The sequence below is a fragment of the Moorena sp. SIO4A5 genome, assembly GCF_010672005.1.
Classification (GTDB): Bacteria; Cyanobacteriota; Cyanobacteriia; order Cyanobacteriales; family Coleofasciculaceae; genus Moorena.
The window spans coordinates 17,685-40,088 of record NZ_JAAHHZ010000042.1 but is presented as its reverse complement, the minus strand read 5'-3'; the positions used below and the strand labels follow the sequence as shown (position 1 = coordinate 40,088).

General features: G+C 43.2%; 22 protein-coding genes. 16 read left to right on the top strand and 6 right to left on the bottom strand.

Annotation, left to right across the window (positions count from 1 at the left end; genetic code table 11):
* The first annotated feature begins 5 nt into the window (after window positions 1-5).
* From F6K57_RS15145 to F6K57_RS15135, 3 genes are all read left to right on the top strand, one after another.
* Window positions 6-2,321: a pentapeptide repeat-containing protein gene (locus F6K57_RS15145; protein ID WP_293068905.1), complete on the top strand. Its 2,316-nt coding sequence runs from the start codon at window positions 6-8 to the stop codon at window positions 2,319-2,321.
* Window positions 2,322-2,492: 171 nt separating this feature from the next.
* A complete protein-coding gene (locus F6K57_RS15140) occupies window positions 2,493-2,951 on the top strand; it encodes a DUF29 domain-containing protein (protein WP_293068902.1) in 459 nt (152 codons plus the stop codon).
* Complete coding sequence (locus F6K57_RS15135) at window positions 2,951-3,121, top strand: hypothetical protein (RefSeq protein WP_293068899.1); 171 nt, start codon at window positions 2,951-2,953, stop codon at window positions 3,119-3,121. Before F6K57_RS15140 ends, F6K57_RS15135 begins: the two co-directional genes overlap by 1 nt.
* A gap of 44 nt (window positions 3,122-3,165) precedes the next feature.
* On the opposite strand, the gene carB is transcribed toward F6K57_RS15135, so the two are convergent.
* Window positions 3,166-6,423, bottom strand: coding sequence for a carbamoyl-phosphate synthase large subunit (carB, locus tag F6K57_RS15130; protein ID WP_293068896.1), 3,258 nt, complete (start codon window positions 6,421-6,423; stop codon window positions 3,166-3,168).
* A gap of 594 nt (window positions 6,424-7,017) precedes the next feature.
* Here carB and F6K57_RS15125 point away from each other — a divergent pair.
* The gene (locus F6K57_RS15125; protein ID WP_293019068.1) at window positions 7,018-8,325 is read left to right on the top strand and encodes a transposase; all 1,308 of its coding nucleotides are present in this window, start codon (window positions 7,018-7,020) and stop codon (window positions 8,323-8,325) included.
* A gap of 51 nt (window positions 8,326-8,376) precedes the next feature.
* The gene (locus F6K57_RS15120) at window positions 8,377-9,066 is read left to right on the top strand and encodes a Uma2 family endonuclease (protein ID WP_293068942.1); all 690 of its coding nucleotides are present in this window, start codon (window positions 8,377-8,379) and stop codon (window positions 9,064-9,066) included.
* Window positions 9,067-9,282: 216 nt separating this feature from the next.
* Here the strand turns inward: F6K57_RS15120 and ispG are convergent, their stop codons facing one another.
* Entirely contained in the window at window positions 9,283-10,500 is a 1,218-nt protein-coding gene (ispG, locus tag F6K57_RS15115) for a (E)-4-hydroxy-3-methylbut-2-enyl-diphosphate synthase (protein WP_293043478.1), read from the bottom strand.
* 101 nt (window positions 10,501-10,601) lie between these two features.
* Window positions 10,602-10,805: a hypothetical protein gene (locus F6K57_RS15110; RefSeq protein ID WP_075906439.1), complete on the bottom strand. Its 204-nt coding sequence runs from the start codon at window positions 10,803-10,805 to the stop codon at window positions 10,602-10,604.
* Between the two features lie 759 nt (window positions 10,806-11,564).
* Here F6K57_RS15110 and F6K57_RS15105 point away from each other — a divergent pair.
* The 4 genes from F6K57_RS15105 (at window position 11,565) to F6K57_RS15090 (ending at window position 12,753) form a co-directional block, all read left to right on the top strand.
* Window positions 11,565-11,672 (top strand): pentapeptide repeat-containing protein, encoded by a 108-nt coding sequence (locus F6K57_RS15105; RefSeq protein WP_081431319.1) that lies wholly within the window; start codon window positions 11,565-11,567, stop codon window positions 11,670-11,672.
* Window positions 11,659-11,787, top strand: a complete 129-nt coding sequence (locus F6K57_RS15100; RefSeq protein WP_081431320.1) for a pentapeptide repeat-containing protein — start codon at window positions 11,659-11,661, stop codon at window positions 11,785-11,787. The genes F6K57_RS15105 and F6K57_RS15100 overlap by 14 nt, the downstream gene beginning before the upstream one ends.
* A gap of 9 nt (window positions 11,788-11,796) precedes the next feature.
* On the top strand, window positions 11,797-11,934 hold the full coding sequence (locus F6K57_RS15095) for a hypothetical protein (protein ID WP_293043480.1): 138 nt from the start codon (window positions 11,797-11,799) through the stop codon (window positions 11,932-11,934).
* 177 nt (window positions 11,935-12,111) lie between these two features.
* Window positions 12,112-12,753, top strand: coding sequence for a DUF6391 domain-containing protein (locus F6K57_RS15090; RefSeq protein WP_293019073.1), 642 nt, complete (start codon window positions 12,112-12,114; stop codon window positions 12,751-12,753).
* Between the two features lie 390 nt (window positions 12,754-13,143).
* On the opposite strand, the gene F6K57_RS15085 is transcribed toward F6K57_RS15090, so the two are convergent.
* Complete coding sequence (locus F6K57_RS15085; RefSeq protein WP_293019074.1) at window positions 13,144-13,482, bottom strand: NfeD family protein; 339 nt, start codon at window positions 13,480-13,482, stop codon at window positions 13,144-13,146.
* Between the two features lie 863 nt (window positions 13,483-14,345).
* Between F6K57_RS15085 and F6K57_RS15080 the strand changes: the two genes are divergently transcribed.
* The 7 genes from F6K57_RS15080 to F6K57_RS15050 all read left to right on the top strand — a co-directional run bounded on the left by F6K57_RS15080 (window position 14,346) and on the right by F6K57_RS15050 (window position 20,325).
* Entirely contained in the window at window positions 14,346-15,305 is a 960-nt protein-coding gene (locus F6K57_RS15080) for a DUF362 domain-containing protein (RefSeq protein WP_075902836.1), read from the top strand.
* Between the two features lie 567 nt (window positions 15,306-15,872).
* Window positions 15,873-16,085: a hypothetical protein gene (locus F6K57_RS15075; protein ID WP_158069760.1), complete on the top strand. Its 213-nt coding sequence runs from the start codon at window positions 15,873-15,875 to the stop codon at window positions 16,083-16,085.
* Window positions 16,086-16,145: 60 nt separating this feature from the next.
* Entirely contained in the window at window positions 16,146-16,340 is a 195-nt protein-coding gene (locus F6K57_RS15070; RefSeq protein WP_075902840.1) for a hypothetical protein, read from the top strand.
* 115 nt (window positions 16,341-16,455) lie between these two features.
* A complete protein-coding gene (locus tag F6K57_RS15065) occupies window positions 16,456-17,379 on the top strand; it encodes a Uma2 family endonuclease (RefSeq protein ID WP_075902842.1) in 924 nt (307 codons plus the stop codon).
* A 489-nt stretch (window positions 17,380-17,868) separates the two neighbouring features.
* Window positions 17,869-19,074: a Coenzyme F420 hydrogenase/dehydrogenase, beta subunit C-terminal domain gene (locus F6K57_RS15060; protein ID WP_070394912.1), complete on the top strand. Its 1,206-nt coding sequence runs from the start codon at window positions 17,869-17,871 to the stop codon at window positions 19,072-19,074.
* A gap of 176 nt (window positions 19,075-19,250) precedes the next feature.
* The gene (locus F6K57_RS15055) at window positions 19,251-19,769 is read left to right on the top strand and encodes an MBOAT family O-acyltransferase (RefSeq protein WP_293068887.1); all 519 of its coding nucleotides are present in this window, start codon (window positions 19,251-19,253) and stop codon (window positions 19,767-19,769) included.
* Between the two features lie 91 nt (window positions 19,770-19,860).
* Window positions 19,861-20,325, top strand: coding sequence for a hypothetical protein (locus F6K57_RS15050; RefSeq protein ID WP_075902844.1), 465 nt, complete (start codon window positions 19,861-19,863; stop codon window positions 20,323-20,325).
* A gap of 314 nt (window positions 20,326-20,639) precedes the next feature.
* Here F6K57_RS15050 and F6K57_RS15045 read toward each other — a convergent pair whose 3' ends face one another.
* Together F6K57_RS15045 and F6K57_RS15040 are read right to left on the bottom strand one after the other, a co-directional pair.
* The gene (locus F6K57_RS15045) at window positions 20,640-20,885 is read right to left on the bottom strand and encodes a hypothetical protein (RefSeq protein WP_075902846.1); all 246 of its coding nucleotides are present in this window, start codon (window positions 20,883-20,885) and stop codon (window positions 20,640-20,642) included.
* Between the two features lie 499 nt (window positions 20,886-21,384).
* A complete protein-coding gene (locus tag F6K57_RS15040; protein WP_293068883.1) occupies window positions 21,385-22,350 on the bottom strand; it encodes an alpha/beta fold hydrolase in 966 nt (321 codons plus the stop codon).
* Between the last annotated feature and the right edge of the window lie 54 nt (window positions 22,351-22,404).

The following is a 22,404-nucleotide window of genomic DNA, read 5'->3' as shown; positions in this document are numbered from 1 at the left end:
AAAAAATGGGTAAATTAGTTGTAATAAATCTAGGAGAGGGAAACCTTGAAACTGGTTGTTTAGCTACTATAAAGATTGGAGATGATCGCGCTATTCCATCAATAAAAATACTAGGAAAATTGCCCCCAGCACCAGAATTGGCTAAACTCCATAAGCGCTGGCATTTAATATATCAAAACCTAGGTTTTTCTGTACGCGCTTTGAATAAAAAACCAGAGATAAACACTTCTATCATCAGTAGAGATCAGTTTCGTAAATTATCCAAAAACTTGGTAAAAAGTCTAAATACTTGGCTTAATTATGAAGATTTTCGTGTCATCAAAGAGGCATTTCTGAAAAATTTAAGTCCTTCTGACGAAATTCGCGTAATTATCCAAGTGGAAGATATTCAGTTACGACGAATCTCCTGGCATCTGTGGGACATTTTTGATCATTACCGCAAAGCTGAGGTGGCTTTGGCGGAATTAACCTATGATAGAGTTAAGCGCACCGTCTCTTCTATTATCAACGATAAGGTGAGAATTTTAGCTGTTTTGGGAAACAGTGACGGAATTAATCTTGAAACAGACCGAGAATTACTAGAACATTTACCTAATATAGAACCTACGTTTCTGGTTGAGCCGTCACGCCTGGAATTAGATAGGGCATTATGGGACGAAAAAGGCTGGGATATCCTCTTTTTTTCTGGGCATAGTTACAGCCAAGTAGATGGCAAGAGCGGCTATATTTGTATTAACCAAACAGATAGCTTAATAATTAGTGAGTTAAAAAATGCTTTAAAAGCTTCAATTGAAAGGCGATTAAAGATAGCTATTTTTAACTCTTGTGATGGGCTAGGTTTAGCACAAAGTTTAACTGACTTGCACATCCCGCAAGTTATTGTGATGCGAGAGCCAGTACCAGATCTAGTAGCTCAGGAGTTTTTAAAGGGATTTCTTAAGTCATTTTCAAGGGGAAAATCGTTATATATTTCAGTAAGGGAAGCAAGGGAACAATTGCAAGGATTAGAGAATGATTTTCCCTGTGCTAGTTGGTTGCCAGTTTTGTTCCAGAATCCCGCAGAATTGCCTCCCACTTGGAATGATCTTGCTCCAATTAGCTTTATCACTCAGCAGCAAGCCAACAACGAAGACCTGATTTTATATCAAAAAAGACTAGAAGCTTGGAATCAGTGGAGGGCAAGAAACACTGAGTTAGTTCCAGAGCTCATGGAAAGAAACTTAACTGGAGCCAATCTTAGGGGAGCTAATCTTAGTAACGTTAATCTTGGTGGAGCTAATCTCAGTCACGCTAATCTCAGTGAAGCTAATCTCAGTCAAGTTAATCTGACTGGAGCTAATCTCAGTCACGCTAATCTCAGTGAAGCTAATCTCAGTCAAGCCAATTTGACTGGAGCTAATCTAACGGCAGTTCAAGCATTGAATACTAACTTTGAAAAAGCATTATTGACTGGGACTTGTATACAAGACTGGAATATCAATAGTGCTACAAATCTTGATGGGATAATTTGTGCTTATGTTTATCTGAGAGATTCTCAACAAGAGCGTCGTCCCCATAGCGGTAACTTTGCTCCAGAAGAATTTAGTAAGTTATTTCAAAAAGTTTTAGAAACTCTTGATTTGATTTTCGTTCATGGACTTAACTGGCAGGCATTTCTTCCCTCATTCCAGAAGATAAAAGTTGAAAGCGGGGCACAGGAGTTAGCGATTCAATCTATTGAGAATAAGGGGGATGGTACTATCGTGATTCGCATAAACATACCTAGGGAGTTCAACAAAGCTGAAATTGAAAAGGATTTCAAGCATAATTATGAGTTAGCACTTAAAGCAGTCGAGGAAAAATATCTAGCTCAATTAAAGGCTAAGCATAGCGAAATAGAGATTTATCGTCATCAAAGTGCGGAGCTAGTGGAAATCATTAAGCTCCAGGCTAACAGACCTATTTATAATACTATTGATTTCGCAGCCAACAACATAGACCAGAGCAATTCTTCAATCGGTTTTGGTTACGCGGGAACAGTCAATGACAGCAAAATAGTTGGCGCTCAGCACTACTACGCCCCAACCAAAAATCTGGCAGAGGCAGCAGCAGAGATTCAGAAACTCCTAAACCAACTTTCACAAATTAAGCCAACCACAACCGAAATTGAAAAATTAACAGTTGTCGCTGAGGCTGCTGAAGAAATCAACAGTAATCCTACCCTGAAAGCAAAGGTTATTAATGCCTTGGAAGCTGGAGGAGTTGATGCGTTCAAAGAAGCTATAGAGCACCCACTTGTGAATATTTTGATAGCAACGATTGAGGGCTGGACCGAGGTATAGTGTAAGGTTTATAAAGGGTTATAATGGATAAGATTGTCCCAGCTAATAGCATTTTAATTTTAGTTGTGAACATATTACTTTAGGCAAGAGACAAAAGGCAAAAGGCAAGAGATAATAAACTATATAGGTATTTTTGGCAATGTAAAAAACTGTAATAACTTTTTCAAGTTTATGGATAAACCATCCCTATACGAGCAAGACTTCTATGCTTGGACTCAGCAGCAGGCGCAAGCACTGAAGCACAAGCAATTTTCTGAGCTTGATTGGCAGCATCTGGAGGAAGAAATTCAAGCTTTGGGAAGACAGGAATATCGGGAATTAGTAAGTCGCCTTTGCGTTCTGCTTGGTCATCTGCTCAAGTGGCAGTATCAGCCAGAGCATCGTAGCCGCAGTTGGTTTTTGAGTATTAGAGAACAACGTCGGGCAATTAAACGACATTTACGGCAAAACCCGAGCTTAAAGTCTCGCCGGTCGGAAGCAATGATGGATGGCTATGAAGCAGGTATTGATTTAGCTTTGCGGGAAACTAATTTACCAATACGAACCTTCCCAGAAGCTTGTCTTTATTCCTTTGATGAGGTGATTGAGGATAGTTTTTGGTGTGATACTAGCCAAGATTGGGAAAATTAGTGGGACTTACCAAGTTAAACCAAAAATCAAGGGTTTCAGCTATAGGGAACAGGGAACAGGGAACAGGGAACAGAAGGTTTCAGGAGAATGGTAGTGGTAAAGATGTAGTCCAAACCCTGGCGGTGCGTTACGGGACGGGCTATCCTAACACTGGCTACCGAGAAAATTAGGGCGAGCCCGTCCCTAACACACCCTACGGCTGTGAGAGCAAAAGCTAATTCGTGATATAGTCCTGTAGAGCTTTTACTCCCAGTGGTTGGGACTGTAGTGAACGAATTGCTGCTGCTGTTGCTTTAGCACTAGCAATTGTAGTCACAATCGGAATTTTATAGCCTAATGCTGTTCGGCGAATTAACCGCCCATCGGCATAGGCATCTTCTCCAGAAGGGGTATTAATAATTAGCTGAATCTTTTGATTCTTAATCCAATCCAAGACATGGGGACGTCCTTCATGGAGTTTTAACACCAACTCCACATCCAGTCCATGCTCTTGCAGCACCTTGCGAGTGCCATCCGTTGCCACTAGCTCGAATCCCAACTCGATTAAGTCTTTCGCCACTGGTACTACATTTTGCTTGTCTCGGTGATTTGTAGAAACGAACACTGTGCCAGACAGGGGTAAACGCTGACCAGCTGCTAATTCTGCTTTGGCAAATGCCTTCCCAAAATCTGTGTCAATCCCCATTACTTCCCCAGTAGAACGCATTTCTGGTCCGAGGAGGGTGTCTGTACCAGGAAATTTCTCAAAGGGCAATACCGCTTCTTTGACTGCAATGTGCTTAGGGCTAGCTTCTTCAGTTAACCCAAGGGATTCCAAGGTTTCACCGGACATAACCCGAGATGCTAACCCCGCCAGGGGTACCCCTGTTGCCTTGGAGACATAGGGAACTGTTCGGGATGCTCTGGGATTGGCTTCGAGTATGTAAACGGTTTCCCCTTGCACCGCAAATTGAATATTCATCAACCCCACCACCTTCAGGGCTTTTGCCAGCTGATAAGTCCAAGTGCGAATAGTTTCCAAAGCAACGGGTGTTAGAGAGGTGTGGGGTAAAGAACAAGCAGAGTCTCCGGAGTGAATCCCCGCCTGTTCGATGTGTTCCATGATGCCACCAATCACTACCCGACCAGTGTCATCTGCGATCGCATCCACATCTACCTCTACAGCATTCTCTAAAAACTTATCAATCAGAATCGGATGCTCTGGTTCCACCTGCACCGCAAACTTCATGTAGCGTTTCAAATCCTCATCGGAATAGACAATTTCCATAGCCCGTCCCCCCAACACATAAGACGGACGCACCACCACTGGATAACTAATCCGTTTCGCCACCTCTAGTGCTTCCCCATAACTGCGAGCAATTCCATTGGGTGGCTGCTTAATATCTAACTTCCGCAAAATCTTCTCAAACCGCTCCCGATCCTCAGCTACGTCGATTGAGTCGGGAGAGGTTCCCCAAATTTGGGTTACCAGTTGTTGGTTGCCAACCTTCAACCTGCTAACCTTCAAGGCTTCTTGCAACGGCACTGCTAACTTAAGCGGTGTCTGTCCCCCAAATTGAACAATAATCCCTTCCGGATTTTCCGCCTCAATAATATTGAGTACATCCTCTTTGGTCAGGGGCTCAAAATATAAGCGATCGCTTGTATCATAATCTGTAGAAACTGTCTCTGGGTTGGAGTTGACCATGATTGTCTCAAACCCCTGCTTACTCAGAGCATAAGATGCATGACAACAGCAATAGTCAAACTCAATCCCTTGACCAATCCGGTTTGGTCCCCCACCTAAAATCATCACCTTCCGCCGATCCGAAGGTATCACTTCCGACTCTTCTTCATAAGTGGAGTAATAATAAGGTGTAAATGCCTCAAACTCTGCTGCACAGGTATCTACTAGCTTATATGCTGGTACTACTCCTAGATGCTTACGGTATTCACGCACCTCATCTTCCGAGGTCTTGGTAGCAAAAGCAATTTGGCGATCGCTAAATCCCTGACGTTTGACTGCCCATAACTGCTCTTTGTTCAAGGTCTGCAATGGGTTACGTTTGAGGAATTTTGACGTTTCCAGCAACTCCGCCAATTTATCCAAAAACCAGGGGTCAATTCCTGTGAGTTCCTGTACTTCTTCTAGGGTCATCCCTAGCATCAAACCATGACCCACCGTGAAGATACGTTCTGGATTCGGGGTTCGTAAACCATAGCGCACTTGTTCGAGAGATGGCAGCTTCTCTTTGCGATCGCATCCCCACCCAAACCGTCCAGTTTCCAGGGAGCGCAACGCTTTCTGAAACGATTCGAGAAACGTCCGTCCAATCGCCATCGCTTCTCCCACTGACTTCATCTGAGTCGTAAGGATTGGTTTACTACCGGGAAACTTCTCAAAGGCAAACCGGGGTACCTTAGTTACCACATAGTCAATAGTTGGTTCAAAGGAAGCAGGAGTTTGTTTAGTAATATCGTTGGGAATTTCATCGAGGGTATATCCCACGGCTAATTTAGCCGCAAACTTAGCAATCGGGAACCCTGTTGCTTTAGAGGCTAGGGCAGAACTGCGAGAAACCCGAGGATTCATCTCAATGATAATGACTTGGCCATTGATGGGATTCACAGCAAACTGAATATTTGACCCTCCGGTTTCAACCCCAATCTCCCGAATAATTTTAATCGAGTAATCCCGCAACCGTTGGTATTCCTTATCCGTCAGGGTTTGAGCGGGAGCAACAGTAATCGAGTCCCCAGTATGAATCCCCATCGGGTCAAGATTTTCAATGGAACAGATAATCACTACATTATCTGCCAAATCTCGCATGACCTCTAACTCATACTCCTTCCAGCCCAACAAAGACTTTTCCACCAAGATTTGAGACACTGGCGAAGCATCCAAACCCCCCTGAGCCATTGCTTCGTATTCTTCTTTGTTATAGGCAATGCCACCACCACTACCCCCCAGGGTAAAAGCCGGGCGAATAATCAGCGGGTAAGAGCCGATTTCTTGTGCGATCGCTTTAGCCTCTTTGAGATTATTCGCAATTCCCGAAGGACAGACCCCTACCCCAATTCTTTCCATTGCTTCCTTGAACAACTGGCGGTCTTCAGCCTTTTCTATCGCCTCTAGCTTTGCCCCAATTAGCTCCACTCCATGCTTTTCCAACACCCCATTCTTAGCTAGGTCAACCGCAATATTCAGAGCCGTCTGACCCCCCATGGTTGGCAGTAAAGCACATGGTTGCTCTTTTTCGATCACCTTCTCGACGATTTCTGGAGTTAGGGGCTCGATGTAGGTACGGTCAGCCGTTTCCGGGTCAGTCATGATACTAGCTGGATTAGAGTTTACCAGTACCACTTCATAGCCTTCTTCCCGGAGTGCCTTACAAGCCTGAGTCCCGGAATAGTCAAATTCACAGGCTTGTCCAATCACAATCGGACCAGAACCAAGGAGCAAGATTTTGTGAATATCATCGCGGCGGGGCATAGTGGTTGCTCTGTGGTGACATAAACGTTATTAGATCCTGACTATTATATGCTTGCTTGCCAAATTATTCCCTAGTTATTTATCCAGCTTTTACAAAGCATCTAGCTTTTACCCAACAAACCTGATTTGTTTACCGTTGAGCGTTGACCGTTGACAGTCAACGGTTAAGTTAACCATTTCCAGTAAAGCTGTCAAACTAGAGGTAGCGATTTTGCCTGTGAGTGCTATGACCCTTGCCAACTTAAACGGGCAAGGGGTCTCCCGTTATAATCTCCGATTTAACGGGTTAGAAGTTACCGTAAGACAGGCTCGCCTTATTTCATATAACTTAAACTTATGACTCACAGACTGTCGCGCCTATCGCTCAACGTAATCAGGTTTCGTCTCCGGTGAATTGCCCGACAGCGTCTTGAAGTTCTCAACAGATTGGCCTCTGGCCACGCTTTCGGCAGAGCCGACGCTGCGCGAACGCTTCATCGCGTTCGCGAAGCGTGGCCAAAGGCCTCAGCTTCCGCTAAAAGCGATTGGCCTCTGGCCACGCTTTCGGCAGAGCCGACGCTGCGCGAACGCGATCGTAAGTGGTACAATAGCACAGTGATATTAACCTACTGCTACAGAATCAAGCCTAGTGACGAACAGATAGCCACGATGGATAGATGGCTAGAACTGTTGCGCCGTCACTGGAACTATGCTCTAGGGCAAAGGCTTGATTGGCTCAACAGGACTCGTTCACCAGTTGATAGATGTAGCTTACTTTATGAGCCGATTGGTGAAATTCCTCACCCGGTCAACTACTACACCCAGCAATCTGCTCTCAAGGAAACTAAGCGGTTGTTCCCTGAGTACAAACAAATTTACGCAGAGACGCAACAGGTTAACCTACAGCGGCTTAACAAAGCCTGGGAGAAATGGCGAAAACCAGACGCCAGTGGTAAGCGTGGTGGAAGACCTCGCTTCAAAAAGCCCGGAGATCTCCGGTCATTTGTATTCCCCAGGGTTAACAATACCAAAGCGGGAGCGCACCTAGTTGACGGTGTTTTAAAACTAAGTCGAATTGGGTCAATACCTGTGGTAATGCATCGGCCATTACCTGTTAGCGAAGCTTGCCCGAAGGGCGTGGGTTTTGTACTCAAGCAATGCACTATCGTCAAAAAAGCTGATGGTTGGTATTGTTGTATTTCGATGAAAGATGATACCGTACCTGAACTGCTACCTGTAGATTCAGTCAATTCTGCCGTTGGTATTGATGTTGGCCTGGAGAAATTCTTGACGACATCTGACGGCGAAGCAGTGCCTATCCCGCAGTTTTACAGAAAAGCTCAGGACAAACTTGCTCAAGCTCAAAAAGTAATGTCGCGCCGTATCAAGGGTTCTAAAAACTGGAAAAAAGCTAAACATAAAGTAGCTTTGATGCACCTTCATTTAAGCCGTTGCCGAAAAGAATTTCATTATCAGGTTGCTCATTGGCTGTGCAGTAAGTATGACTTAATTGCTCACGAAAATTTAAATATCAAAGGACTCGCTAGAACTAATTTAGCAAAATCAATACATGATGCGGCCTGGGGAGCATTCTTGGAAATATTGCAAGCAGTGGCGGTTAAACGCGGTTTGTTAGTTCAGGAAGTTAACCCACGTGGCACAAGTATCGAGTGTTTTAGTTGTGGTTCTAGGGTCGAAAAAACTTTAAGTGAGCGCATTCATTATTGTTCTAGTTGTAAAGTTAAAATTGACCGCGACTGGAACAGTGGTATCAACATTTTAAATCGTGGACTATTGGCGGTTGGACTGCCGCTTAATGGCTGTGGTAAATCGGTACAGGATATCGTTCGCGTAGCGGAGGCATCCGCCGAGGAGCAGCAAGTCTCATTCGTGAGGTTGAGAAGCCCACATCATAATCTTTGATTTGATGTGGGAGTAGTCACGAATTCAGAAGCCACTGTGGAAGTCAATGTAATGGCTGAGTCAGAAAGTATTATCATTCCACCATGTGATTTATGGAGTGATGAACCCCCCTTGGAAAGCGATCGCCATCGAGATCAAATTGAGCTGTTACTCGCTTGCCTCAAGTGGTGGTGGCGAGAACGAAGCGACTTCTATGCTACAGGGAATCTCACTATCTATTTCAGTCCTGAGCATATTACCACCAGAGACTTTAGAGGACCCGACTTTTTTGTAGTACTCGGTACGGAAAATCGACCCCGCAAAAGTTGGGTAGTATGGGCAGAACAAGGAAAATATCCCAATGTGATTATTGAACTGCTCTCTAACAGTACAGCTAAAGTTGATAAGGGATTAAAGAAAATCCTCTACCAAGATACTTTCAGGACACCAGAATATTTCTGGTTTCACCCCGATACCCTCGATTTTCAGGGATTTCGCCTGATGGGAGGCCAGTATCAACCCCTCGACCCTAATACTCAGGGGTGGCTGTGGAGTCAGCAGTTGGAATTATTTTTAGGTGTGCATAATTCCCAGCTACGGTTTTTCAGTGAAGATCAGCAATTGGTACCAACACCAGACGAGAGAGCTCAAGCTGCTCAACAACAAGCTCAAGCTGAACGGCAACAAAGAGAACTTGCCGAAAAGCGGGTAGAGGAATTGCTAGCTAGACTCAAAGAGTTAGGTGATGAGTCAGATGCATGATTCTCGCCATTGCTCTAGGGCTTGTGACAGCATCGGTCAAGTAATTCTAAAACTACGTAAATCCATGATCAATCAACTGATCGAGTGATGAGGAGGTTAATTGCTAATTGTCAATTTATAGGACTTGTGATCATGAGTGGAACACAAATAAATTGTAAGGGCGCAAGGCTTGCGCCCACAAAGTGATAGTTTTTTATAGTTTTTATTCAAAAATTATTAAGGATCTACCCAGCGACCATCAGCTTTAATTAAATTAATCAACTCCTCTACTCCTTGATCTTCAGGTACCTTTTTAATTTCCTCCTTACCGCGATACAGAGAAATATAGCCAGCTTGCTTACCGACATAACCATAGTCAGCATCAGCCATTTCCCCAGGACCATTAACAATACACCCCATCACAGCAATATCTAAGCCAGCGAGATGTTTAGTAGCTTCCCGTACCTTATGCAGCACCTCCTCTAAATTAAATAAAGTACGACCACAGGACGGACAAGCCACATACTCCACCATAGTTTTCCGCAATCCCAGAGCTTGCAGAATACTGTAGCAAACAGGAATCTCTTTTTCTGGGGCTTCCGTAAGGGAGACACGAATCGTATCACCAATCCCCTCAGCTAGCAGAGTAGCAATACCAGCCGTAGACTTAATCCGTCCATATTCCCCATCCCCAGCTTCAGTAACACCCAAATGCAACGGGTAATCCATCCCCAACTGATTCATCCGCCTTACCATTAAGCGATAGGCGGCTAGCATCACAGGTACCCGTGAAGCTTTGAGGGAGATCACCAAATTGCGGAAATCTAAGGATTCACAGATACGAATAAATTCCAGAGCAGATTCCACCATCCCTTCCGGGGTATCACCGTAGGTAAACAGCATCCGTTCCGCTAGGGAACCGTGATTGACTCCGATGCGCATAGCTTTACCTTGGTCACGGAGGGAAATGACCAGGGGTTCTAGGGTTTCCCGAATTTTTTCCCCAATTTCCTCAAATTCAGCTTCAGTGTATTCACTGCGATTGGCTTTGGGCTTTTCAAAGACATACAATCCTGGATTAATCCGTACCTTATCCACATGCTTGGCAACTTCCAGAGCAATTTTCATGCCATTGTGATGGACATCAGCTACTAGAGGCACCGCTTGATAGGTCGCTGCTAGTTTCTCTTTGATTTGGGCTAGAGCCTTAGCATGTGCCATACTCGGTACAGTGACACGGACAATCTCGCAACCAATCTCGTGCAAGCGGCGAATAGCAGCAACGGAACCATTGATATCTAAGGTATCTTCATTAATCATCGATTGCACCACCACCGGGTATCCCCCGCCAATAGTGACATTAGCCACTCTGACAGGGCGGGTTTGACGGCGGTGGATAGTAGTATCGAAAGCTGGTAGTGTACTAGCCCTTTGAGGTGTACTTAGAGTTTGCATAACCTGTTAGTTGCTTGGCGTAGCGAAAATAGTAGGTTTTTGTATTTATTCTCTTAGGTTCCCATAGAATCAGGCGCTTTTGGCTTAGGGGTGAGAGTTTCCTACTCAGGAAAGTCGGGAATCACCCATTTAGGGGGTTGAGATAGTTTCTTGAGCCGTGCTTCCTCTGCCAACTCCAACATTTTGTCCAATGAAGTACCGTTAATGAACTGGGATGCCTCAGCAACGTATTGTTGATTGGGGCATTTGTCACCTAAGATACAACCGTTGATGCAGTCTTGGGCACAATTTACATTAACTTCCACAGTACTCTCCTTATGGTTATAGCTAGTAATGACCACCCGGGCAAATTACATTCCTCATTGGCTAAAGTCATTGCTCTCAATTTTACGTTTTTTAGGAGTCGCTTGTTGGTCTCAACTTGCTGTTCAAATTCAAATCTCTATATACTATTAATAAAGTAATTTGTATCTATGGTAGAGAGCATCTCAAATAACAACAATAATCACCCCAATAATACCACAGAACATGAGGATATTAATCATGATGTTTTACTGAAGATGAACTCCCGAAACCGTAAAGAATTCAGCGTTATAAAGAAGTCATATATCAGTTTTTTTAAAAGGGGGTAAAGGTAAATTATCCATAAACCGTTTTGTTGGAATTTAAGCAAATTTGATTTTGTAAAATGACGGCAAACCTAGAGGAAAATAAAGCGTTATTGGAAATTATTTTACACAACGATTATCAAGTCTTTGCCAATACATTTACGGCGGTTTGCATAACTAAGTACCTGGACAAAAATAAACCTCACTTCTTGATGCAATAGCGAGTGGGGGAAACCCCCTGTTCCCTTGCTGCATCGCTGTATTAACTTCTGTAAAGTTGCCAAAAGCCCCTCTGCTCCCAGCTCCCAGCTCCGAACGCGCCCCGCGTGGCCCACGGCCTCAGTCCCTGCTCCCTATTTCAACAGTTAATTTTACTTTTGTCCGACTACTTACCAACCTAAGCGGTGCTGATTTACGTCGTACTAATTTACAGCAAGCAATCTCAGCAATGCCAGTTTGAACGAGAGTAATCTGCTTCATGCTGACTTACAAAATGCTGATTTGAGCGATGCTAATCTCAGTGGTGCTAGTCTGCAAAATGCCAAACTAAGTGAGGAAGACTAACCTTAGCTATGCTCAATTAAGTCATGCTCAGTTGAGTTATGGAGACCTCAGTGGTAGTGAACTCAGTTATGCTCAACTGCGTCACGTCGATCTGACTAATGCTGACTTGAGTTAGACAAATTTGATGGGTACTAACCTATTTGATAGCAATCTTCAGAAAGTCAATGTCCAAGGTGCTCAATTTTGGTACAATACGGTTTTGCCCGATAAAATTAAACCTGAGCTAGAACAGCGAGGAGCTATATTTATTGTTAATGGTTAATTGTTAATTTTTAATGGTTAATTTACGAACAACTAAGAATGATTAAGTTTTCTAAGCATTCAGCTATCATTATTAAGCAGTCAGCTGAATACTTAGGAATTTTAAGTATTCAATCGGACACAATGCTACAGTGAAAGTGTCTGATATTAATTAACCTGCTTTTGCTTTTTTGCTGCCATGAGTAATTCTGCTTCCGTAAACACCAGTAACTTTTGGGACTTTGATTTTACAGCCCCTCAACCGACACAGGATACGGATTTGCTTAGGCAGCTGAATTTCGTTCCAGGGTTAAAAGACATTCTCATGCTGCGTCAGGTTCATGCTCTAGAACACGCTACTGTCTGGGTTCTAAGTGAACGCTATGGTGCTAGTGGTGCTGGTGCAACCCCAACCACTCCTCCATCAGATAATAATGCTATAGGAGGACTATCAACTGACCAAGGATTTTATCTCTATGGTCAGGTAAATTTGGCTGACTTGAGACGAGCAGTACCCACTGCCCTAGAGCGACTGACTCGGGGAGAATGGGATATGGCTATCCACCCCCGGTGCGGCACGAATCTCTCAGTAGCAGTGTTTTTAGGTGCTGGACTAGGGTTGGCTGTTCATCTGTTACTGCCGCGAGGACCGATTGAACAACTGTTGGGTCTTGGCTTTGCAGCGGTGGCTGCTACTCAACTAACACCTGATTTGGGCAACTTAGCACAACGGTACTTAACTACTGCCATTCCTTTTAACCTGGCGATTGTAGACATTAGGGAAACATCTGATATCTGGGGACGTCCAGCCCATTTTGTCCAGATGCGATGGATTGACTAAGCTTGAACTGTTATTTGTCCTTGGTTAGATCAGTGCAAGAGAACCGACCCACTTATACCAATTCTTAAAAGTAGGACTAAGCATGCAGATGGTGAGATGGGGAGATGGGGAGATGGGGAGATGGGGAGATGAGGAGATTTTGATTAATGGTGATTATCCGGAAATAACATAAGATGCAAGCTTTAGATGCAAGCTTGGCCACGAAAAAAAATCCCACATTCAGACGTTATATATCTTACATATAACGTCTGAACTTTGTTTATTTATCCTGGCTACGAGAACATTAACTGTTTCACCGAAAGCGAAGCTTTTCAAGTAGTGCGTAAGCTGACTGCTGATAGCACCTCAAGTAGCGTGCGCGTAGCGCATAAGCTTACGGTTAGTTAAACTCTAGCGCCACAGTTTGGAAAAGACTGAGCTCAGTTTTTGAGTGAATCCCAAGCTCTGGGATTCACTAGCTTCTTCAACCCCCGGTTCATCCTCTGGTGAATTGCCAGGGGAAATATAGCCGGCAGGAACCACCAGCAACGTAATCCCGTGTCGGCCCAGCACAGTCACTTGGTCATCAGGCACAAGGGTAACTTGGGAATCATGATCACATAACCGGGCGGGCCAGTATGTGGCTTTAAATTTGACTCGCCCAGGCTTGGTAGGGGTAATGGTACTTTCTACCTTGCCAAGGCCTGGTTGTGGAAATAGGATGGAATCAGGAGCCTGTACTTTAATCATTTGTGTGTTCACCTCGTTTGACTGATTATGTTATTCTGTTCAGCCTGCTTGGTACAAAACGTTTTAACCAGGGAAAATCTGGCAACGTAGGCTGAATGTGAAATTTTTTTGCCTTAAGTGGCGATTAACCCGTGCCATAGATCGGTTTTCAGTCAAGAGAGCATCGGTATTATCCAGTGTTCTAGGTATTTTTAGCGTCAACAGAGAATTCCGATCTTCCTGAAAATTAGCCTTAAATTCGGCAACGGAAACGTTTATTGGTTACAGATTAGATACACTTCCCAGCATCCAAGGAATGACACAAGGAACCATTCTTCCTCAGGAGAGTAAACACTTCAGGATTAGAGAAGTTAGAGAATTATAAATTTGTTAAAATCCACATCCTTTAAAAGTTTGGTAAGTGCACTACTGTATCCAGGTACTGTCCTTAAAACCCTGGAGTAGGACAAATGCGTTCACTGATACACCCTGAAACGATTGAATAACGCTTTCAACCTAAACATGACCTAGAGTGATTATTTAAGGCTTAACCTAGATACAAGACCGCAGACGCAACTGACAAGCTGTAGATACATTGGAGAATCAGTAGATGTATTATGTATTCTTATTCTACATGTGTAGCGAAGAATCTGCCACCCTAGGGTAAAAGATTTTCATAATACAACAGACAATTGCTACGATAGGCAACTTCCTCCAGGAATAATACCAGATTTTCTTGAAAATTGTCACTTATCTGTTGGAGGCGGGAAACAATCTGAAAAATTTCCAATCTCCAAGTGTACTATAAGTTTACATCTTTGACAGGAAATTGGTATAACAATACACAATTGATCATTTTCCCCTGACATCAAAACTATTAAATTATGCAAACTGTTAGTTTAATTCGTGCTGATTCCTATAATAGACAACTCTTACGAGCTTCCTTGGAAAGGCTGCTAGAACCTTTGGGAGGGATGAGTGCTTTTGTTAAGAAAGGTAATTCGGTTCTGCTGAAACCTAATTTACTTACTGCTGGTCGTCCTGGTAAAGAATGTATCACTCGCCCTGAAATTGTTTACTGCGTGGCTCAACTAGTCAAAGAAGCTGGGGGTAAACCCTTTTTCGGAGATAGCCCAGCCTTTGGGAGTGCTAGGGGTGTGGCTAAGGCGAACGGCTATCTGCCAATGATGGCAGAACTTGATATCCCTATTGTTGAATTCCACGGCAAGGGTTATGAAACTGCTAGCGAAACCTTTAATCATCTGCGTTTGTCTAAAGAGGCCATGAATGCGGATGTGGTGATTAACCTACCGAAGGTAAAATCCCACATGCAGTTGACCCTGACCATGGGGGTTAAAAATTTATTCGGCTGTGTTCCCGGAAAAATGAAAGCCTGGTGGCATATGGAAGCGGGTAAGGATGAGACGCGCTTTGGGGAAATGCTGGTGGAAACAGCACGGGCGATTAATCCGCAGTTGACTATCATTGATGGCATTATTGGTCAGGAAGGGAATGGTCCGATTGGTGGTGAACCGAGACATTTGGGGATCTTGGGAGCATCAGAGGATGTCTTTGCTCTCGACCGATCAATAGTGGAAATTCTCAATGTTGAGCCAGCTCTGGTTCCTACCCTAGCAGCTCAAAAACGGCTAGGGTTGTTGCCAGACTTAGCAGAGATTGACTTTCCTTACCATCGACCTGTAGAAATCCAAGTGAGGGATTGGAAACTACCTGATACTATGACACCGATTGATTTTGGTATGCCTCGAGTAATTAGGTCTACCTTTAAGCATTTATATATTCGGCTTATCAAAGAGCCCATTAATGCTTATGGTAAAAGCTAGACAGTCATAGGTATTTGGTAAAATTTGCTACAACACTATCCTAGATTAACCAAGTAACCTAGAGTTACCCTCCGATTGCTTAACCATCCCGCCCTATTGCTAGCGGCGGTTTTTTATTGATTAGTAATCAGTCATTGGTGAATACCAGAAAACTTGTGACTGGCCACAAAGCACTTATCACCAGCTTAGTAATTACTAATCACTAATTACTAAGCTGGTGATTGGTGAATACCAGAAAACTTGTTACTGACCACAAAGCGCTAATCACTAATCACTAATTACTAAGCTGGTGATTGGTGAATACCAGAAAACTTGTGACTGGCCACAAAGCACTAATCACTAATTACTAATCACTAATTACTAATCACTAAGCTGGTGATTGGTGAATACCAGAAAACTTGTTACTGGCCACAAAGCACTAATCACTAATCACTAATCACTAAGTAGTCATTGGTAAATACCACAACACATAGTCCAACTTTGTATAATTAAGTACTGTCTAGCTGGACTATTGGTCAAGTCCAGCAAACAGTGATAGACTTTCTGCTTACTTATAAGAGACCGAAGGTGGCATTTAAAAAGTCAAACAGCCTGATGCGTCTAGGTTTGAGGAAGTTGCGATTAGCCCGAAGGGCGTTGGCTAGCGAACGCAGCCATGTATACTTTGACCACTCAGCTATCAGCCATCAACAGTTACCCTCGGACGTTATGGCCACTTGGGAAGATCCAGTAGGGGATTTCCGCTTTGGTTACAATAATGACTATCTCTCGTTTATCTAAATTGGTGAGGACTCTGGCTACCTCACCTTTAATTGTGAATACATCAGTACTTTCCCCTGGATGCAAAGTTATCAAAAGGTGTTAGGCAAATATCTGCCTTTTGAGCAGGTATTTGCAGCATTGAAGACAGCAGCAAAGAAGGGGATGAATGCTTTCTCGTTGCCGGATACTGACCCAATCAAAGCTAAACTTCGGCTTCTTTGTAAAGAAGCACTGACTGACCAGGGCATGGGGGTGATTTCTATAGGTATCTAGGAGAGTTTCCGTCCGCCAAAACCAGAGCCTCCAAAATATGATCCCATTTGCTTGGAAGCAGCACCCATTAACATAGAAGTGTCAAAACTTGGTAAACTGAAACCTTTGGACAGCCATGTCAGAGCTTACACTCTCTAAAACTATAGTGTCAATGCCAGTGGCAGCACCACCTACTCAGGCTGAGCTCCCTTGTGATGATGATATACCAATGGAAACCGCACGGCACAAAGCCCAAATGGATCTGCTCATTTATACCCTATCGCCTTGGCTAGATAATAGGTCGGATGGCTATGTCGGTGGTAATATGTTTGTTTACTACAGCGTTGCCCAACTCAAAAATAAGGACTATAAAGGACCAGATTTCTTTGTTGCTCTAGATGTACCCAAGGGAGAGCGTCGAAGCTGGGTGATTTGGGAGGAGGAAAAGGCTCCTGACGTGATTATCGAACTTTTGTCGGCAAGCACTGCTGAGCGTGACAAAAACGAGAAAAAACAGATTTATCAAAATCAGATGCGTGTGCCAGAGTATTTCTGGTTTGATCCGTTTAATCCAGATGATTGGGCTGGATTTCATCTCCAAAATAGAGTTTACCAACCGATAGAACCTAATGAGCAAAACCAACTGGTATCTCAGGCATTAGGTTTGAGCTTGGTGCGTTGGCATGGTGAGTATAACGGCATCGAAGCAACTTGGTTACGCTGGGCAAATTTGGATGGGGAGTTACTGCCCACTTCTGAGGAAAAAGCTGAGCAAGAACAACAAAGAGCCGATCAAGAACAACAAAGAGCCGATCAAGAACAACAAAGAGCTGAACAAGAACGGCAAAGAGCCGATCAAGAACAACAAAGAGCCGATCAAGAACAACAAAAAGCCGAGCAAGAACGACAAAGAGCTGATCAAGAACAACAAAGAGCTGATCAAGCGGAGTCTCAGTTGCAGCAGGTGGCGCAGAACTTGTTAGAGCAAGGGATGACGGTGGAGCAGGTGGCGAATTTAACAGGTCTGTCTGAATCTCAGGTGGCAGAATTTGGTAACTAAAAGGAGGGTTTTTCTGGTTTTCTTTTCCCTTGGTGGGTGGGCGCACGCCCTGCGCCCCTAAGGTGGTACTTTGATTGACCTGAGGGTCCAATTATCTCCTCTTTGTGCGATTGGCCGTAGGCCACGCTACGCGATCGCATGACTTAATTGAGTACAAATGTACCAAATAAGAGAAAATTAAGAGAAAATTAAGAGAAAATCCGATCAGTGTTGGCAATCGAGATATGCGATGCTAAGCATTGAGCCGCGACGGGAACGCATTTACACTCCTGTCTATTGTGTTGGAATCGATAACCAAGATCCAAATTAACGCTGACGGCTGATAGCTGATATCACCTCAAGTAGCGTGCGTGGCACAGGCTTTGGCCTTGGCCTTTGGGCCACGCGGGGCGCGTTTGGCCACGCTGTGCGAACGACGCGCTTGAGGTAGCGCATTAGCTGACGGCTGAATGCTCACCATCGTGAGACAATAGACCATTAGTTAAGCAAATGACTTCAGTGACACCTCAACCTGCCAAACATAAAAAAGCGAGAGCCTTAAAACCAAGTAGCCGACGCCCTGCCAAGGAACTGTGTAGCGAGTGTGGACTTTGTGATACATACTATATCCATTATGTCAAGGAAGCTTGTGCATTCTTAAACCAGCAAATAGCTGACTTGGAAACAAAAGCCCATGGACGTAGCCGCAATCTAGATCATCCAGACGATTGGTACTTTGGTGTTAACCAGAAGATGATCACGGCTAAGAAGATTAACCCCATAGAAGGGGCGCAGTGGACAGGAATTGTCAGTACCATTGCCATGGAAATGCTCAAGCAGGGTAAAGTTGAAGGTGTAGTCTGTGTCCAAAACACTAAAGAAGACCGCTTTCAGCCAATGCCGATCATTGCTCGTACCCCAGAGGAGGTGTTAGCAGCACGGGTGAATAAGCCTACCTTGTCTCCTAACCTCTCTGTGTTAGAGCAAGTGGAACAATCAGGGATGAAGCGATTATTAGTAATTGGTGTTGGCTGCCAAATCCAAGCATTGCGATCAGTGCAAAACGAACTCGGTTTAGAAAAACTCTATGTTTTAGGTACGCCCTGTGTCGATAATGTCAACCGTGAGGGGTTGCAAAAATTTCTAGAAACCACCAGCCGTTCACCAGAAACAGTGGTACATTACGAGTTTATGCAGGATTTCCGGATTCACTTTAAACATGAGGATGGCTCGATTGAGAAAGTACCGTTCTTTGGCTTAAAGACTAATCAACTCAAAGATGTGTTTGCCTCCTCTTGCATGAGTTGTTTTGACTATGTAAACTCCCTAGCGGATTTAGTGGTAGGTTACATGGGAGCTCCCTTTGGTTGGCAGTGGATTCTCGTTCGTAATGACATTGGGCAAGAATTGTTGGATTTGGTGCAAGACCAGTTGGAAACTCAACCAGTCATGTCAAAAGGCGATCGCAAACAGGCAGTGCAACAGAGTATTCCTGCCTATGACAAGGGAGTTACGTTACCGATGTGGGCAGCAAAAATGATGGGAGTGGTGATTGAAAAAATAGGTCCGAAAGGATTGGAGTATGCTCGTTTTTCTATTGACTCCCACTTCACCCGCAACTATTTATATCTAAAGCGCAATCATCCAGAAAAGTTAGAGGCACATGTGCCAGAGTATGCCAAGCGGATTGTAGAACAGTACAAGTTGCCAGACTAAAAACTGAGGGATTGCTCCGGTTCGGTAGAGTAAGCGATCGCGTGCCTTCCAACTCAGCTACGAGAGAAATTCTAGGTAATGGGTAATGGGTAATGGCGATGCTGATCAGCAAGCGATCGCAAAGGCTTGAGCTGAAATAACAACAATAGCAGCACTAACTCAATCCCCAATGATCAATGACCAAGCTGACGGCTAAATGCTTAGGAAAAGTCAGCAATTACTGTTCATTGGACAGGAGATCAGGGAACTGTATAAATGTAGACCTAAAGATTGGTCAGTTTAACCCTGAAGATCTGGCGGTGGGGGTAACTATTTTCTCCATAGGGTTAATCAAAAAAGTCTTGATTGCTGACACAGCTGCTGTTTATGCTACTCCAGTCTTTAATGCTGCTGCTTCAGGAGAATTGCTCACCTTTTATGATGCTTGGAGTGGTGCCTTATTTTACACGTTCCAACTTTACTTCGATTTTTCCGGCTACTCTGAGATGGCTATCGGTGCAGCACGGATGTTTGCTATTAAGCTACCACTGAACTTTAACTCTCCTTACAAAGCAGTAAACATCAGCGACTTTTGGCGTAGGTGGCATATTACCCTTTCTAACTTTCTGCGGGATTATCTCTATATTCCTCTCGGTGGTAATCGTAAAGGCGAATTGCGACGCAATCTCAATTTAATAATTACCATGCTGCTATAGATTTGGCATTAGCTGTAGTCAGATACATAAAGAGACGTCCATAAGTTGTCTTAATGGAGCTACAACTTTTCCACTTGGTATTGATTACATCTTGACTCGTTCTCGTTCCTGGCTCAAACCTGGAGATTTAGTTCTTCTTCCTCTGGAATATGAGCATTATATACATGATGGAAAACCTAGTAATCTCTTTACTGATTATGTGTTGAGTCGGGATCCGGAATATTTACTATCACTGAATTTAATTGATCAAGTTCGTTTTATCAGTGCAATATCCTTGAAGCGTGTGCAACAGGGAATAGTAGCTAAATTTAAAACCCTTCAGTCCAGGAATTCAGCTTATCAGTCTCCAACTATTAATGAGTATGGAGATGAAACAGCTAATCGAAAAGCTGATATGACCCAAAAAGAAATCAAAACTATTGCCAAAATTACTTCAAACAAGAAGATATCTGAATCTATAACTTCAAGTCAGGGAATGAGTAGCATCATCAAATTTATAAATTGGTGCAAAAATCAGAAGATTAAGGTTATAGCAACTTGGCCAAATAGAATCTAATTTGATGTTTATCAAGAACCTAGACAGCAATATTTTTTTCAAAGTATAGAATTTATCAAATTTAGAGAGTTTTTATTATTGGTAAACCAGAAGATTTTATGTACAGTAAATCTATGTTTTATAATTCGATTTAGCACCTTCATGATTTAGGAAAAAATCAGAGAAATCAAGAGCTTATAAATTTAAGAAAACCCTATTTACAATCAAGTGAAACTAAGCGAAAATGCTCCTGTAGTCTAATATCTGTAGAGTTCAGAATTCAGAATTACGAATTGAGCTGGAATATTCCTGAACTCTGAACTCTGAATTCTGAATTAAGACCCCATTAATGAGTCTTTGGAGTCTCTTGGTGATGCCCCTATTTCTTCAGTCAATTGAGAGAGTTTAGTCGTTTCTGATTTAGGAATAATCACCGACTCTATACTCTCCCCCTCATCCAGTCGTTTAGCCACTTCTAGAATTGTATCTGCGATCACTACCGGAATCCTTACTGCTTTCGTTTGACCCAGATTCCACTTCGGCTTGCGACCACTATTTTCTCGATAACCACCACGGGGCATAACTTTACCTCACCTCTGAATCTGAAATAGTACGTTTTCCTTATATTCTACAATCTTCGGTTACTTCAATAGCTAGAGCTTGTAACACTTAACTAGTTAGTGATTTTTAGACAAAACCTGGTAATTGTAATTTTTTTTGCTATTCCGTACTTTTTATGATCAAATAACCCTATAAATTTCAGCCAATGAGGTGTCCTAACTGGAAACTACCAAAATTTATGAAGTCGCTTTAACTGATATCTTGCACCATTTTTAGTAGCCCTAGGCTAGAAAGAAACTTGAGTCCACTTAGGTAGGTGGACTTGGTTTGTCTAGCCAAAGGCTTTCGCCTAAGAGCCGACATTTCAGACTTGACGAATGGTGTATATATCGATTCCCAATAATTAGCCTAAAATAAACTGGATTTGTTAGCTAGATTAAGGGGATATCATAGTCTGTTATTCTTTCCTGTTCTGTAGCTGATATCCCGATCTCCCCATGACCTGATCTGATCACCTGATCACTTTTGTTGCCAGACTTTTAGCCAATTAGTTAGTGCTTGGGGCATTTCTGGATCTAGGGGTCGTTTCATAGCAGTAACAAAATCTTCATCTGGGTCACCTAATCTTCTGAAGCTGTGATCCAATCCAGGAAAAATATGAGTTGTCACATTCCTATTTCCAGCATCGATAAGTGCTTGCTGCATTTCTTGAGCTTCTTCTGGAGGTGTATTGTGATCCAAGGCACCGTGTAAAATTAGTACTGGGCATTTGACCTTGTCCACAAATAAATAGGGAGGATTGTCAAAATGCTCTTGAGCCGCCGGTAGGTAAGAATTAAAAGACCAATCTTCATCTCCGATGCGAAAGAACTCTTCACCCCTTTTTGCGCTAGCAATAATTTCATCAAACTGTTTGTATGTCCAATAAATTAATGGCATGTTTTTCTTGAAATTTTTGATAGTTGTACTATCTAATTTTTCAAAGGCTTCGGCTTGCCATTTGATTATCCCTTCTAGGTTGTTATAAATGCCACCTTGCCAAACAAAAAAATTAATGTCTGGGTCAGACGCTGCTAAAATTAAAGCAATTACAGCCCCTTCACTTTGACCAAGAACTCCGATTCTACTGCTGTCAATCTCAGGAATACTCCGCATCCATTCCAATGCCATCCGAGCATCATCTACCAAGTCAAATAGTCGAGTAGTATTAAAATTTCCTTCGCTTTGACCACATCCTCGCTTATCGTATCTAAATGTGGCTATCCCGATTTCCTCCAGAATTATAGCTTCATCCCGGAACAGGTTTCGCTCTGGTAATGGTTTAGGAAACCAATCGGTTTTTGAATTATCTATATTTCCTTCTCTTGTCTGAGGAAAAGACCCTCCAATGAATAGGCAAGCGGAGGGCTTTTCCACACCTTCTGGTAGGGTAAGTGTTCCATAAATCTTTGCACCCTTGGATTCAAAGAATTCTTGTCTTTCCATTTTTAAAAAATCCTGATCATTCTAATTATCATTATTGGTAGCAGGAATAAATTA

Excerpts from the sequence above, each read along its gene's own strand:
- F6K57_RS15040 (WP_293068883.1), bottom strand. The coding sequence starts at position 22,350 with ATGGAAAGACAAGAATTCTTTGAATCCAAGGGTGCAAAGATTTATGGA.
- F6K57_RS15145 (WP_293068905.1), top strand. The coding sequence starts at position 6 with ATGGGTAAATTAGTTGTAATAAATCTAGGAGAGGGAAACCTTGAAACT.
- F6K57_RS15080 (WP_075902836.1), top strand. The coding sequence starts at position 14,346 with ATGCAAACTGTTAGTTTAATTCGTGCTGATTCCTATAATAGACAACTC.
- F6K57_RS15065 (WP_075902842.1), top strand. The coding sequence starts at position 16,456 with ATGTCAGAGCTTACACTCTCTAAAACTATAGTGTCAATGCCAGTGGCA.
- F6K57_RS15070 (WP_075902840.1), top strand. The coding sequence starts at position 16,146 with ATGCAAAGTTATCAAAAGGTGTTAGGCAAATATCTGCCTTTTGAGCAG.
- F6K57_RS15055 (WP_293068887.1), top strand. The coding sequence starts at position 19,251 with ATGACCAAGCTGACGGCTAAATGCTTAGGAAAAGTCAGCAATTACTGT.
- carB (WP_293068896.1), bottom strand. The coding sequence starts at position 6,423 with ATGCCCCGCCGCGATGATATTCACAAAATCTTGCTCCTTGGTTCTGGT.
- F6K57_RS15045 (WP_075902846.1), bottom strand. The coding sequence starts at position 20,885 with ATGCCCCGTGGTGGTTATCGAGAAAATAGTGGTCGCAAGCCGAAGTGG.
- F6K57_RS15090 (WP_293019073.1), top strand. The coding sequence starts at position 12,112 with ATGAGTAATTCTGCTTCCGTAAACACCAGTAACTTTTGGGACTTTGAT.
- F6K57_RS15140 (WP_293068902.1), top strand. The coding sequence starts at position 2,493 with ATGGATAAACCATCCCTATACGAGCAAGACTTCTATGCTTGGACTCAG.
- F6K57_RS15095 (WP_293043480.1), top strand. The coding sequence starts at position 11,797 with ATGGGTACTAACCTATTTGATAGCAATCTTCAGAAAGTCAATGTCCAA.
- F6K57_RS15085 (WP_293019074.1), bottom strand. The coding sequence starts at position 13,482 with ATGATTAAAGTACAGGCTCCTGATTCCATCCTATTTCCACAACCAGGC.
- F6K57_RS15060 (WP_070394912.1), top strand. The coding sequence starts at position 17,869 with ATGACTTCAGTGACACCTCAACCTGCCAAACATAAAAAAGCGAGAGCC.
- F6K57_RS15120 (WP_293068942.1), top strand. The coding sequence starts at position 8,377 with ATGGCTGAGTCAGAAAGTATTATCATTCCACCATGTGATTTATGGAGT.
- ispG (WP_293043478.1), bottom strand. The coding sequence starts at position 10,500 with ATGCAAACTCTAAGTACACCTCAAAGGGCTAGTACACTACCAGCTTTC.